Below are 14,565 nucleotides of genomic sequence, written 5' to 3' on the forward strand. Positions count from 1 at the left end.
TCTCAAACCATCCAATTTCAAAACACGACGGATGCAGTTTTACATACCATTTATTTAAACGATTGGAATAATAGTTATTCAACAAAAAAAACACCACTAGCAATTAGAATAGCTGATGAATACAAAAATGATTTTCATTTAGCAAAAAATGAAGACAGAGGATATTCCGTAATAGCTTCTATAAAACAAAATGGTGAGAATTTAGTCTTTGAACAATTAAAGAATCAAATTGATATACTGAAGGTAGAACTAAAAGAACCTTTAAAACCAAATGCAACTTATACCATTCATTTAGACTATTTAGTAAAAATACCCAATGCTAAATTTACTAAATATGGTATTACTGATGAAGGTCACGTTAACTTAAGATATTGGTATATCACTCCAGCAATTTATAATGGCGAGTGGCACTATTATAGCAATAAAAATTTAGATGATTTATTCATTCCAAAATCAGAGATTAATTTAGAGATTGAATATCCAAATGGCTACGTATTAACATCAGAACTAAACTCAAGTAAACCTATACAACTAACTTATAATCAAAAAGTTAATCTTTACGGTAAAGATAGAATCAATAGCAAACTTTTTTTTAGCAAAAATTCTAGTTTTAAAACTTTACAAACAGATAACTATTCTATTATTTCAGATATAAATGATGAAGGTCTTGAGGTGATTGACAAAATATTAATCACAGAAAAAGTTACAGATTTCATATTTAAAAATTTCGGACAATACCCACATAAAAAGTTGCTCCTGACTCAAATTGATTATGATAAAGATCCGCTATATGGTCTTAATTTTTTACCAAGTTTTGTTAAGCCCTATCCAAATCACTTTCAGTACGAATTAAAAATTTTAAAAGTTGCTTTACATAATTATCTTGAAAACACACTTTTGATTAACCCGAGAAAAGAGCAATGGCTTTTAGATGGGATTCAGATTTATTATTTAATGAATTATGTAGATGAGCACTATCCAAACATGAAATTCTTAGGCACTATTGCTGATTTTTGGGGCGTTCGATCATTTCATGCTGCAGACATGAAATTTAATGATAAATATGTTTTGGCTTTTATGCTCATGGCGAGAACAAACAGAGATCAACCTTTAACAATGGCGAAAGATTCTTTGTTAAAATTCAACAAAAATATAGCGAATAAGTACAAAGCTGGTGTTGGATTAAAATATTTAGATGATTTTGTAAATCAAAATATCGTTGAAAATAGTATTGAATCATTCTTAAAACAAAAGAAATTAATCCCAACAACAGTCACCGATTTTGAGAACTATATTACCTCTAAAACTGATAAAAATATTGATTGGTTTTTTGAAGATTATTTAACTACAAGAAGTAAAATTGACTTCAAAATACGGAAAGTAAAAAAGACCAAAGATTCAATAACGCTTACTATAAAAAATAAAGGAGTAAATAAGATGCCAGTTTCTTTATATGCCCTACATAATGATAGTATCGTATCAAAAACTTGGGTACAAAACGTAAACGGTAGCAAAACTATTAAAATACCAAGATTAGATGCTAATAAATTAGTGTTAAATTACGAAAACACCATCCCAGAATTTAATTTAAGAGATAATTGGAAATCATTAAAGGGTTTCTTTTTTAACAATAAACCTTTTCAGTTTAGGTTTTTCCAAGACATTGAAGACCCAAACTACAATCAAGTCTTTTTTATGCCTATTGTTGAATTTAATAATATTTACGACGGGTTTACAGCAGGTGCTAAAATTTACAACAAAACAGTTTTAAGAAAGCTTTTTAACTACAAAATTGCACCTCGATATTCTTTTAAATCAAGATCCTTAACTGGTTCGGCATCAATATTTAAATCGCATGACATACAAAACAAAAATTTATATGCGATTCATTATGGCATTGTAGGCGGTTATAATTCTTATGCCGAAAACTTATTTGTAAGACAAATAACGCCATCTATCCAATTTCGATTTAGACAAAATAATGATTTTAGGTCCAACAAAAAACATTGGTTGAGCATAAGACATGTCAATATTCAAAGAGATCGGGATGATAGTAATATTTTAACTACCACAGAACCAAATTATAGTGTATTTAATATCAGATATGTTAATTCAAATGACAATCTAATTAACTATAAGAAATGGTATACCGATTTTCAGGCTGGACAAGATTTTAGTAAAGTATCTTTTAATTATGAATATAGACGCCTCTTTGAGAGTAACAGACAAATAAATATTCGAGCATTTGCTGGAGCTTTCTTAAAAAACAAAACAGATATCAATTCAAACTATTTTAGTTTTGCACTAGACAGACCAACAGATTACTTGTTTGATTACAACTACTTAGGACGTTCGGAAGCCTCTGGTATTTTTAGCCAACAATACATTACTGCTGAAGGTGGATTTAAATCAAAATTGGAAACCCCGTTTGCGAATCAATGGATTACTACAATAAATATGAGCACGACACTTTGGAAATATGTACTAGCTTATGGAGATATGGGATTGGTTAAAAACAAATTTGATTCGGCTCATTTTGTTTACGATTCTGGAGTTCGAATAAATTTAGTTACTGATTATTTCGAAATTTATTTACCAATATATTCCAATTTAGGCTGGGAAATTGGACAACCTAATTACGACCAAAAAATACGATTTAAATTCACTGCAGACCCCCAAGTTCTTTTAGGCCTTTTTAGAAGGCGTTGGTTCTAAAATTTATATTATTACCACTTAACTGTTTTTAAAATTACATAATTCATAAAATACATATTAAAAATTGTATTTTCTTTACGGATAACATATTATTTTAACATAGATATTAATTGCAAAAAAGAGGGTTTTTCACTACTTTTGCCGAACTAAAGCATGAACCTATGCAACCCATAATCAACTTGAAAAACAATTTATCATTCGAAGATTTTAAAGCAGAAGTTATAAATGACTATAAAACTGCTATGGTTAGTCGCGAATGTAGTTTAGTTGGCCGGCGTGAGGTATTAACAGGTAAAGCAAAATTTGGAATTTTTGGCGACGGTAAAGAGGTTCCACAATTAGCTTGGGCAAAAGCTTTTATGAAAGGTGATTGGAGATCTGGCTACTACAGAGACCAGACATTTATGATGGCTATTGGAGAACTTACTCCTGAACAATTCTTTGCTGGTTTATACGCCGATACAAACATAGAATTAGAACCTATGTCTGCCGGTCGTCAAATGGGAGGTCATTTTGCAACACATAGTTTGAATGATAATGGTAGTTGGAAAGATCTGAGTAAACAATACAATTCTAGTGCAGACATTTCGCCTACTGCTGGACAAATGCCTCGTCTATTAGGCTTAGCACAAGCATCAAAAATCTACCGAGAAGTTGGAGATATAAATACTACAAATTTTTCAATAAAAGGCAATGAAGTCGCTTGGGGCACTATCGGTAACGCAAGTACTAGTGAAGGGTTGTTTTTTGAAACTATAAATGCTGCGGGAGTTTTACAAGTGCCTATGGTGATTAGCGTTTGGGATGACGAATATGGTATTTCTGTTCATGCTAAACATCAAACAACTAAAGAAAATATCTCAGAAATATTAAAAGGATTTCAAAGAGACAAAGACCATAAAGGCTTCGAGATTTTACGTGTAAAAGGTTGGGACTATGCTAATCTTATTGAAACCTATCAAGAAGCTGCAACTATTGCTCGAGAAGAGCATGTTCCTGTTTTAATACATGTACAAGAACTTACGCAACCACAGGGGCACTCAACTTCTGGTTCGCATGAACGCTACAAAACACCTGAACGATTAGAATGGGAAGCCAAAAATGATTGTAATGTTAAATTACGAGAATGGATTTTAGAAAGTGGTATTGCCACAAATGAAGCTCTTGTTGAAATTGAAAGAACAGCAAAAAGAGATGTAAGAGAAGCGAGAAAAAATGCATGGAACACATTTTTAAGACCTATAAAAAAAGAACATCAAGAATTAATTTCAATTTTAAAGCAAGTTGAAGCTAATAGTATTAATGGTGTTTTTATCTCAAAATTAAAAGATAGTATAGCTAATATTGATGAACCAACTAGAAAAGACCTTTTATCTCACGCTAGAAAAGCTCTAAGATTTACTGTTGAAGAGTCCTTTCCTGCGAAAAAAACATTAAGTAATTGGATTGATTCCATTTTTGAATATGCGCAACCTAAGTTCAGTTCGCATCTATATTCTGAAACACAACGGTCCAATACCAAAATCAATGAAATAAAACCAGCTTACGCCGACGATGCTGAACAAGTGGATGGCAGAATCATCCTTCGTGATAATTTTGATGCTATTTTAAATAGTCATCCAGAAGTCCTAGTGTTTGGTGAAGATACAGGTAATATTGGAGATGTTAACCAAGGATTAGAAGGCTTACAAGAAAAATATGGAGAACTTCGTGTAGCAGATACCGGCATTAGAGAAGCAACTATTATTGGTCAAGGTATTGGTATGGCTATGCGTGGTTTAAGACCTATTGCAGAAATTCAATATTTAGACTATATATTGTATGCAATACAAATAATTAGTGATGATTTATCCACATTACACTACAGAACAAAAGGAAAGCAAAAAGCACCTTTAATTATCAGAACGCGTGGTCATAGACTGGAAGGGATATGGCATTCTGGATCTCAAATGGGTGGTGTTTTAAATTTAGTAAAAGGTGTTAATTTATTAGTACCAAGAAACATGACTAAGGCTGCTGGCTTTTACAATACCCTTTTACTTGGTGATGACCCAGCTATAATTGTAGAATGTTTAAATGGCTACAGACTTAAAGAAAAAATGCCTAATAATCTAGGCGCTCTTAAAACGCCAATTGGAGTTGTAGAAACAATAAAAGAAGGTACTGATATTACTTTAATTTCTTATGGCTCTACACTACGGATTGTTGAACAAACTGCAAAAGATTTAATGGCTGTTGGTATTGATGCCGAAGTTATTGATGTGCAATCCTTAATGCCTTTTGATTTGAGTCATGATATTGTAAAAAGTATTGCTAAAACCAATAGAGTCATGATTATTGACGAAGATGTTCCTGGTGGTGCTTCTGCCTATATTTTAGACAAGATTTTAAACGAACAAAACGGATTTCAATATTTAGATAGCGCACCAAAAACCTTAACTGCCAAAGTTCATAGACCCGCTTATGGAAATGACGGAGACTATTTCTCTAAGCCATCAGCAGAAGATATTTATGAAACTATTTATGATGTGATGCACGAATTGAATCCTAATAACTTTCCTAAATTGAGATAACTCGATTTTAAAATATAATCTTTTAAACCATTACCACAGTGATGGTTTTTTTATATTTATAGACTAATCAAAACAAGTCCATGAAAGCTGTTTCTGTAGTTACTATAAAAAAAGAATTAAAGCATCTGTCTTCTAGTGAATTAGCAGAATTATGCCTTCGCTTGTCCAGATTTAAAAAAGAAAACAAAGAGCTTCTCACCTATTTACTATTCGAATCTCATAATGAATCTGGCTATATAGAAAGTGTAAAAAGCTATATGGATGATGAGTTTGAATTGATTAACACCAATAGCTATTTTTATATTAGAAAAAGTGTTCGCAAAATATTACGGAATGTTAAAAAGTTTATACGTTACTCACAAAAAAAAGAAACCGAAGTAGAACTACTAATCTACTTTTGTGAAAAGTTAAAACATTTTAAACCTAGTATAAATAGAAGTACACAATTAGTAAATATGTACCATAGGCAAATACTTTTAGCCAAAAAGACTATTGACAAACTGCATGAAGATTTACAATATGACTTTAATTTGATGTTAGAAGACTTATAATTTGGTTATACTCCAATTCTAATTCATAAGTTGAGCCTTGATCTTTAAAAAAATTACGATTACCTTCTTTTAGTACCGAACATAAACAATTAAAATACTTTATAAGCGCATTATTCTGATCATTCTAAAATTTATTTCTTCAACAATTCTCCAACAAACCCTTCGAATTCCTTTTTAAACTCTACATACTTTTCACCAGTGGCAGGCCCATTAAAACCAGTATGTATCTTTCTAACGTCACCTTTTTTATCAATAAAAATAGTGGTTGGATACGATAACACATGATTGAGCATAGGTAACTTTTCATTAGCTTTCACTTTACTTGATGAACCGTATTGTGCTAGTAACACAGGATATTCAATGCCTACATTTTGTTTTAAGCGTTTGATATTATTAAAGGCTTTTTCTGGAGTTTTTACATACTCAAAAGCTAAAGCAACAATTTCTAAATCCTGGTCTTTGTTGTTTTTATAAAATTCCGAATAGTATTTACTTTCATCCAAACAATTTGGGCACCACGTTCCCATAATTTGGATTAATACCACTTTATCTTTAAATCTATCATCATTTAGAGACACCATGTTTCCTTTTTCATCTGGAAAAGAAAATGCAACAGTACCAAACCCTTCTTTTAAATAGGTTAATTGATTCGCATCTGGTAATTTAAAAGTATCATTTCGCTTTGCGGTAAAAGGTTCTTTCCAATGATTGCCCGAGTAGAACATACCTGTCATAGTACTATCTTTTACTTCTGCATTAAATAAAAAGGCATGAGCGCCATCAAAAGTGGATAATTGCAATTGATTACCATTCAACACACCTTCTAAATATCTGTAATCTCCTGTTGTAGTTCTGAACGTTCCAGTAACCTTATTTCCGTTTTGCTTAAAAATACCTTTGGCTATATATTTATCATCTTCAGAATTTGGACTAAATACGGTTTCCCAGTTTCCAGAAATATTTGAATCTGGTTCTTCAACAGTATCAAATCTGTCATTACCCCTTTCTGCCTTGAATTCCATAACTCGATTTAAACTTGGCTTTACAAAACGTCCATTTAAGCTTTCGTCTTCAATTTTAGCAACAATAAACCCTTCAAAAACTGGCATTTGCACGTAAACTGAATCATTTTTGTATTCAATTGCTTTAACTTCAATCACTTCTTCGGCATTAAAAACGTGTAATTCATTTTCAGAAATAACTTCAAAATTGAGAGACAAATTCAAACTATCAGTAACTTTTAATTCTGCTCTATATCTACCATTTTCAAGTGTCCTCGTATTCGTTTTTTCTTTACACGAAAACATTAAAATCGCTAATATTATAATAATGATGTGCTTCATAAAATGAATTTAAAATCTAATAATCGAAATTACAGCAATATACTAACAAAATACGAGGCTTTATTTGAATGCTAGCTGCAATATTTTATCTTTGCCAGTTCAAATAGGATATTGATTTATGAAGATTTCATATAACTGGTTAAAACAGTTTCTAAAAACAGATTGGACACCAGAACAAACCAGCGAATTACTTACAGATTTAGGACTTGAAGTTGAAGGTTTAGAAACCTACCAATCGGTTAAAGGTGGTTTAGAAGGTATAATTGTTGGTGAGGTATTAACTTGCGTTAAACATCCAAATGCTGATAAACTTAAATTAACAACGGTTAATGTTGGTGGTGACGCTCCTTTACAAATTGTTTGTGGCGCTCCTAATGTAGCAGCTGGACAAAAAGTACCTGTAGCAACTATTGGAACTACTTTATATACTGAAGAGGGAGAATCTTGGACTATTAAAAAAGGAAAGATTAGAGGTGAGGAAAGCCACGGTATGATTTGTGCCGAGGATGAATTAGGCTTAGGTAATTCTCACGATGGCATTCTAGTTTTAGATGCTAAAATTAAAGTTGGCACATTTGCCGCTGATATTTTTGACATTGAGAACGATCATGTTTTTGAAATCGGTTTAACACCTAACCGAGCAGATGCCATGAGTCACTTAGGAACTGCGCGTGATTTGAAGGCTGGTTTAGTGCAAAAAGATGTGAATTTAGAATTAATTACACCTTCTGTAAGTGCGTTTAATATTGAAAATCGTACTTTAAAAATTGATGTTGATGTTATAAATAAAGATTTAGCACCACGTTATTGTGGTGTCACAATTTCTGGATTAAAAGTTGCTGAGTCACCTGCTTGGTTGCAACATCGTTTAAAAGCTATTGGTTTAAGTCCAATAAATAATATTGTAGATGCAACGAATTATGTGTTACATGATTTGGGACAACCTTTACATGCTTTTGATGCTGTAAAAGTTTCAGGTAATAAAATTGAAGTTAAAACTTTAAAGGCTGGAACAAAATTTATCACTTTAGATGGTATTGAACGCGAATTACATGAAGATGATTTAATGATTTGTGATAATAAAAAGCCCATGTGTATTGCTGGAGTTTTTGGAGGTATTGATTCGGGTGTTACAGAAAGCACCACAAGTATTTTCTTAGAAAGCGCTTACTTTAATCCTGTAAGTATCAGAAAATCGGCTAAACGCCATGGTTTAAATACAGACGCTTCTTTTAGATTCGAGCGTGGTATAGATCCAAATATTTGTGAATATGCTTTAAAACGAGCTGCCTTATTAATTCAAGAGATTGCTGGTGGTGAAATAACGAGTGACATTATTGATATTTATCCAAATAAGATTAAGGATTTTGAAGTTCGTTTAAGCTTTGAAAATGCTGAAAAATTAATAGGTGAAGAAATTCCTAAAGAAACTATCAAACGTATCTTAAGCTCTTTAGATATAAAAGTAAATAATGTTACAGAAACTGGTTTAGGATTAACCGTACCAGCGTATAGAAATGATGTTCAGCGCGAGGCAGATGTTATTGAGGAGATACTTAGAGTTTACGGATATAACAATATAAAAACGTCAGAAAAACTTAACGCATCCATATCTTCTGCTACTCGTTTTGAAGATTATAAAATTCAAAACATTGTCGGAAATCAATTGGCTTCTCAAGGTTTTTTTGAAATACTTTCTAACTCACTAACAACTCCAAATTATATTGCTCTAAGTGAACAATTAAAGGAAGAGCACAATATCACAATGCTTAATCCTTTAAGTAATGACTTGTCGGTATTGAGGCAATCGTTATTATTTTCTGGTTTAGAATCTGTATCGTTTAATATCAACAGAAAACGTGCTGATTTAAAATTATTTGAATTTGGCAAAACGTATCATAGTTTTGATGACAAACGGGAAGAATTTAAGCATTTATCCATTTTTTTAACGGGAAATGAAGCTTCTGAAAATTGGCATAGAACAAATAAGAAAACAGATTTTTTCCTAATGAAAGGAATTATTGTTTCTATACTTGAACGTTTAGGCATTACAAGATATAATGAATCTCCAATTAAAAGTGATTTGTTCGCTGAAGGCTTAAGTTTTGAATTAGGAAAAAACAAACTAGTAGATTTTGGTTTAGTAAAGAAACCAATATTAAAACATTTTGATATTACCCAAGAAATTGTTTATGCAGATTTTAAGTGGGATACTATTTTAGAGGTCATTAAGCATAATAACATTAAGTTTAAAACAATCCCAAAATATCCTGAAGTTCGTCGTGATTTTGCTTTGCTTATAGATGATAATGTAACATTTGAATCTATCTATAAAATAGCGAAACAAAGCGAAAAATCACTATTGAGAAACGTCAATTTATTTGATGTTTACCAGGGTAAAAACTTACCAAAAGGCAAAAAAAGTTATGCGGTTAGTTTTACACTACAAGACGAAAACAAAACCCTTACCGACAAACAAATTGATAAGATTATGAATAAGCTTCAAAATAACTTTGAGAAACAGCTCGGAGCTGAATTGAGGTAAATTATTAATTTTAATAATACAAGCCACCTTTCAAGTTTTATAATTTGAAAGGTTTTTCTGTTTTATGCTTTATTTTGTATTCAAAAATTTTGTATCTTTAGAAGACAACCTTTAAAACTTAAAGCTATGTCAAACTACATTAAAGTATTTACTGGTGATATTATTATTGCACAACGCATAATTTCTGATTTAAAAAAAGAAAACATAATTCCCGTAGTAAAAGATCAAACCGATTCTGGACTTATTCCTATTTTTGGTTCTTCCAATTCAATACTTAAACAAGTTTTCGTCCATAAAGACGAACTTGATAAGGCGGTTTTAGCAGTTGAAAATATTACTTCAGAATTACAATCTTGATTAAGTGGTTACGGCGTACATTTTATCGCGTAATTCCTTAATTTTTTTGTCTTGCATATATTCATCGAACGTAGTGTATCGGTCTATAACACCACATGGAGTTAATTCTACGACTCTATTCGCCACAGTCTGTGCAAATTCATGGTCATGTGTAGTAAATAAAATAGTGCCTTTAAAGTTTTTAAGCGAATTATTAAATGCCGTAATACTCTCTAAATCTAAATGATTTGTTGGCTCATCTAATTGTAACACATTTGCCCTCATCATCATCATTCGAGATAGCATACACCTCACTTTCTCTCCTCCTGATAATACTGATGATTTTTTAAAAGCCTCTTCTCCACTAAAAATCATTTTACCTAAAAACCCTCGAATATTAACTTCTTCACGCTCTTCCTCTGTAGTTGCCCATTGGCGCAACCAATCTATTAACGTTAACTCATTATTAAAAAATTCACTATTGTCTAGTGGTAAATAGGATTGCGTTGTTGTAACACCCCACATAAATTTACCAGAATCAGCTTTTTCTTTATTATTTAATATTTCATAAAAGGCGGTAGTAGCTCTAGAATCTCTTGAAAACACAACCACTTTATCCCCTTTAGCCAGGTTCAAATCAATATTTTTAAATAACGTTTCACCCTCAGTAGAAGCTGATAATCCTTCAATATTTAAAATTTGATCTCCTGCTTCTCTTTCGCGTTCAAAAATAATAGCAGGATAACGACGACTAGTTCGTCTAATATCCCCAATATTCAGTTTTTCAATCATTTTCTTTCTACTGGTTGCTTGTTTACTTTTTGCAACGTTAGCAGAAAAACGACGAATAAATTCTTCTAATTCTTTTTTCTTGTCTTCTGCCTTTTTATTTTGTTGAGCATGCTGTCTTGCCGCTAATTGCGAAGACTCATACCAAAAGGTGTAGTTACCAGAAAAGTGATTTATTTTCCCGAAGTCAATATCTGATATGTGCGTACAAACTGCGTCTAAAAAGTGTCTATCGTGAGACACAACAATAACACAATTATCATAGTTTGCTAAGAAGTTTTCCAACCACGAGATAGTTTCATAATCTAAATCGTTGGTAGGCTCATCCATAATTAACACATCGGGATTTCCAAATAATGCCTGTGCCAATAGCACACGTACTTTTTGTTTACCATCCAAATCGGCCATCAAAGTATAATGAAACTCTTCCTTAATACCCAAATTCGATAACATTGAAGCTGCATTACTATCTGCATTCCATCCATCCATTTCTTCAAACTTAACTTGAAGTTCTCCTATTTTTTCAGCATTCTCATCTGTATAATCAGCATAAAGCGCATCAATTTCAGTTTTTATCTTATGTAATGGTTTGTTTCCCATTAAAATCGTTTCTAAAACCGTATGGGCATCATATAAATTATGATTTTGTTCTAAAACAGACATACGCTTCCCAGACTCTAAAGACACATGGCCTGAAGTTGGATCTTGTTTTCCAGAAATAATTTTTAAAAATGTAGATTTTCCAGACCCATTTGCTCCAATAATACCATAACAATTACCATTATTAAAAGAGGTATTAACTTCATCGAAAAGAACACGTTTACCGAACTGAACAGAAAGATTTGATACTGATAACATAGAGAATATTTAATTTTTGCAAAAGTAAAAAAAATCCATTGGTTATACGAAACATCTATAACTAATAATTTACTTATTAGCAGAAGTAATGATATGGATGCTACATGTGACAAATAAAAATAATAAGTTTTTGCACATGTAATATAATGAGTCTATTTTTAAGTATTTAAAGCTGTTATGGGTGTATTTGTTTAGTAAATATTTAACAACGCATTAACATGACTTTATAAATACAAGCTATATTTTTGTAGGTATAAATGACTCGGAAAGGATTTATGAAGTTATACTTTACTTTGATATGTATTCTTTTAACAATCATCGGTTGTAAAAAAGATAGTAACGAGGTTACCATTGATTATGCTTACCTCGGTGGTGAGATAATTAACCCGAATACCAATTACATTGTTTTGTCTAAAAACGAAGTAATTCTTGATACGGTTAAGTTAGATGGTAGAAACAGATTTCTATACAAAATTGATGAGTTAAATGAAGGTTTGTACACGTTTAGACACGGTGGTGAATTTCAACTTATATTATTAGAACCTAAGGATAGCTTATTATTTAGATTAAACACTTTAGATTTTGATGAATCGCTAGTTTATAGTGGAAACGGAGATAAAAAAAATAATTATTTTATCAATGAGTATTTACAAAGCGAGCAGGAAGAAAAATATATTGTTAAACTTTGTCAGCTTGACGGTATTACATTTCAAAAACGTGTAGATTCTTTAAATGCTTCAAAAGTGACAGCATTAGAAAATTTTAGTAATAAATATGATCCGTCCTCTTTATTCTTAAAAATAGCAAAAGCAAATATTGATTATTCCTTTTTTTCTAGTAAAGAAGTTTATCCATTTGTGCATTACGGAAAAAATAAAGCTGCTATTTTAAAATCATTACCTGAAGATTTTTACAATTACAGAAAAGCTATTGATTATAATGATGGTTTTTTAAGTAATCACCATAATTATAATAAGTTCTTAAGGTATAATTTGAGTAACTTAACGCTTAAAACTCATGATAAACACGACAATAATGCTTGTTTTGATAGAAATTCATTGTGTTATAATTTAGATAGACTAAAGCTTATTGATAGTTTAATTACCAACCCAAAGGTTAAAGATGATTTATTATATCATTTCGCCATGGGTTATCTATCAAAAAATAAAAATGAGGAAAGCAACAATGCACTCTTGAAGTCTTTTTTAGGTAAAAGTGAAAGTGAAAAAGGTAAAGAGTTGATGGTACGTTATACAAATTCAGTTAACAGCTTGAAAGAGGGCGTAAAACTGCCACAAATTAATGTAGTAAGTTATAATGAAGATGTGCTTAAAATTAGTGCTCTTATAGATTCGCCAACGGTTTTAAGTTTCTGGTCTCATACTTATTATAAACATTTTAAGGAAAGTCATTATAAACTAAAAGAACTAAAAGCAAAATACCCAGAAGTAAAGTTTATTGTTATTAATATAGATAATTATGGTTTAGAGAAATCTAAAAGGCTATTGGAAGGCCATGGGTTCAATAAAACGAATGAATTTAAGTTTAAAAACCCGGAAGAGGCTTTAGATATCTTTGCTGTTTATCCTATGACAAAAACCGTACTTGTTGATAAGAATAAAAAAATAACAAACAGTAACACCAATATTTTTTCAACTCATTTCGAAGAGCAACTTCTTGGTTTAATAAATAAGTAAATTACAACTTGTAATGCTTCATCAAAAGTTTTTCATAAACCTTATCTGGAAGAATTCGCTTTAAAACAATAGAGAATTTCTGCATAAACTCCCCAACTTTATAATGCCCTTTTGGATTTGGAGTGTTTATAATTCTGTAAACCGATTTTGCCATTATATCAGGATCACTGCCATTATCAACGTGAGTATTCATTAAATCTAAAGTATCTCCATATGGCTTTTTATATGGTGAATCGTCAAGTAGCGGCGCATGATATCTCCCAGCAGCAATATTGGTTGCAAAATCTCCAGGGGCAATGTTAGTCATTTTTATGTTGAAGTCTTTTATTTCCATTCTAAAAGCTTCTGTTAAAAGCTCTAAAGCACCTTTGCTAGCACTATAAACACCTCTGTATGGTAATCCCATATAACCAGCAATAGATGTAATGTTTATTATTAAGCCAGAGTGTTGTTTACGCATTTGAGGCAATACCGCTTTAATAACATTTATTGGTCCGAAAAAATTAGTATCAAAATTGTTTTTAATTTCAGCGTTTGGGGTTTCTTCAATGGGTCCTGTTATTCCTGCTCCAGCATTATTTATAACAACATCTAATTGACCTTCTTTATCAATAATGGTATTGACTGTTTTAGAAATAGTGGCTTCATCCTTTACATCTAAAGCAAGAATTGGGAACTTACTTTGTTTATACTTTTCAGGGCTTCTACTCGTTCCATAAACTATAAATCCTTTTTCACTTAAAAACTCACCTACAGATTTACCAATACCTGAAGAACCTCCTGTTATTAAAACAACTTTAGACATAATGATTGAAATATTTAATGTTTAAAAATACAATAATAATTATGAGATTCCCATCTTCATGAGAATACAATAAACTAAAAAATCTTGATTCGCTATAGCTTTCAAGATTTAAGTTGATTGTACAAAAAAAGGCAAGCTACCTACATCACACCGCTACGACCATTTACCTTTGCTTCGTTCCCGACCTGGAGGATTCAACAGGAGCTGGTTGTGTAGGACTTGCCGGCTGCAAAGATACAACCTTTTAAAATTTTCACAATGATTTTTTAAACTGATTTTAAATAAATACCTTGCTTTAAATTATAAATTTAAAATGAAAAGATTCAAATATCTCACAATCATATTTTTAGGTG

At 31.4% G+C, this 14,565-nt stretch carries 9 protein-coding genes and 1 other RNA gene; 6 read left to right on the top strand and 4 right to left on the bottom strand.

Going from position 1 to position 14,565, the window contains the following annotated elements:
• The 3 genes from QZ260_RS06760 to QZ260_RS06770 all read left to right on the top strand — a co-directional run.
• The coding region (locus QZ260_RS06760) for a metalloprotease (protein ID WP_295984290.1) at positions 1–2,715 on the top strand (2,715 nt) is incomplete at its 5' end.
• Between the two features lie 161 nt (positions 2,716–2,876).
• A complete protein-coding gene (locus QZ260_RS06765; RefSeq protein ID WP_295984291.1) occupies positions 2,877–5,288 on the top strand; it encodes an alpha-ketoacid dehydrogenase subunit alpha/beta in 2,412 nt (803 codons plus the stop codon).
• A gap of 80 nt (positions 5,289–5,368) precedes the next feature.
• Complete coding sequence (locus QZ260_RS06770) at positions 5,369–5,839, top strand: hypothetical protein (protein WP_295984294.1); 471 nt, start codon at positions 5,369–5,371, stop codon at positions 5,837–5,839.
• Positions 5,840–5,970: 131 nt separating this feature from the next.
• On the opposite strand, the gene QZ260_RS06775 is transcribed toward QZ260_RS06770, so the two are convergent.
• A complete protein-coding gene (locus QZ260_RS06775; RefSeq protein WP_295984297.1) occupies positions 5,971–7,182 on the bottom strand; it encodes a TlpA disulfide reductase family protein in 1,212 nt (403 codons plus the stop codon).
• Between the two features lie 118 nt (positions 7,183–7,300).
• Here QZ260_RS06775 and pheT point away from each other — a divergent pair, with 118 nt between their 5' ends.
• Both pheT and QZ260_RS06785 read left to right on the top strand, forming a co-directional pair.
• Complete coding sequence (gene pheT / locus QZ260_RS06780) at positions 7,301–9,727, top strand: phenylalanine--tRNA ligase subunit beta (protein WP_295984300.1); 2,427 nt, start codon at positions 7,301–7,303, stop codon at positions 9,725–9,727.
• A gap of 126 nt (positions 9,728–9,853) precedes the next feature.
• Positions 9,854–10,084: a DUF2007 domain-containing protein gene (locus QZ260_RS06785; protein WP_295984302.1), complete on the top strand. Its 231-nt coding sequence runs from the start codon at positions 9,854–9,856 to the stop codon at positions 10,082–10,084.
• Here QZ260_RS06785 and QZ260_RS06790 read toward each other — a convergent pair whose 3' ends face one another.
• Positions 10,085–11,710, bottom strand: a complete 1,626-nt coding sequence (locus QZ260_RS06790) for an ABC-F family ATP-binding cassette domain-containing protein (RefSeq protein WP_295984305.1) — start codon at positions 11,708–11,710, stop codon at positions 10,085–10,087.
• Between the two features lie 275 nt (positions 11,711–11,985).
• Here QZ260_RS06790 and QZ260_RS06795 point away from each other — a divergent pair, with 275 nt between their 5' ends.
• A complete protein-coding gene (locus QZ260_RS06795) occupies positions 11,986–13,407 on the top strand; it encodes a hypothetical protein (protein WP_295984309.1) in 1,422 nt (473 codons plus the stop codon).
• A gap of 1 nt (position 13,408) precedes the next feature.
• Here QZ260_RS06795 and QZ260_RS06800 read toward each other — a convergent pair whose 3' ends face one another.
• Positions 13,409–14,212 carry an SDR family oxidoreductase gene (locus tag QZ260_RS06800; RefSeq protein WP_295984311.1) on the bottom strand — a complete coding sequence of 268 codons (804 nt, stop codon included), beginning with the start codon at positions 14,210–14,212 and terminating at the stop codon, positions 13,409–13,411.
• A 126-nt stretch (positions 14,213–14,338) separates the two neighbouring features.
• Positions 14,339–14,437, bottom strand: an RNA gene (gene ffs / locus QZ260_RS06805) — signal recognition particle sRNA small type.
• Between the last annotated feature and the right edge of the window lie 128 nt (positions 14,438–14,565).

It is taken from the genome of uncultured Algibacter sp., from assembly GCF_905480415.1.
Classification (GTDB): Bacteria; Bacteroidota; Bacteroidia; order Flavobacteriales; family Flavobacteriaceae; genus Algibacter_B.

Coding starts and splice junctions, on each gene's coding strand:
- QZ260_RS06795 (WP_295984309.1), top strand. CDS start 11,986: ATGAAGTTATACTTTACTTTGATATGTATTCTTTTAACAATCATCGGT.
- QZ260_RS06790 (WP_295984305.1), bottom strand. CDS start 11,710: ATGTTATCAGTATCAAATCTTTCTGTTCAGTTCGGTAAACGTGTTCTT.
- QZ260_RS06765 (WP_295984291.1), top strand. CDS start 2,877: ATGCAACCCATAATCAACTTGAAAAACAATTTATCATTCGAAGATTTT.
- QZ260_RS06800 (WP_295984311.1), bottom strand. CDS start 14,212: ATGTCTAAAGTTGTTTTAATAACAGGAGGTTCTTCAGGTATTGGTAAA.
- pheT (WP_295984300.1), top strand. CDS start 7,301: ATGAAGATTTCATATAACTGGTTAAAACAGTTTCTAAAAACAGATTGG.
- QZ260_RS06785 (WP_295984302.1), top strand. CDS start 9,854: ATGTCAAACTACATTAAAGTATTTACTGGTGATATTATTATTGCACAA.
- QZ260_RS06770 (WP_295984294.1), top strand. CDS start 5,369: ATGAAAGCTGTTTCTGTAGTTACTATAAAAAAAGAATTAAAGCATCTG.
- QZ260_RS06775 (WP_295984297.1), bottom strand. CDS start 7,182: ATGAAGCACATCATTATTATAATATTAGCGATTTTAATGTTTTCGTGT.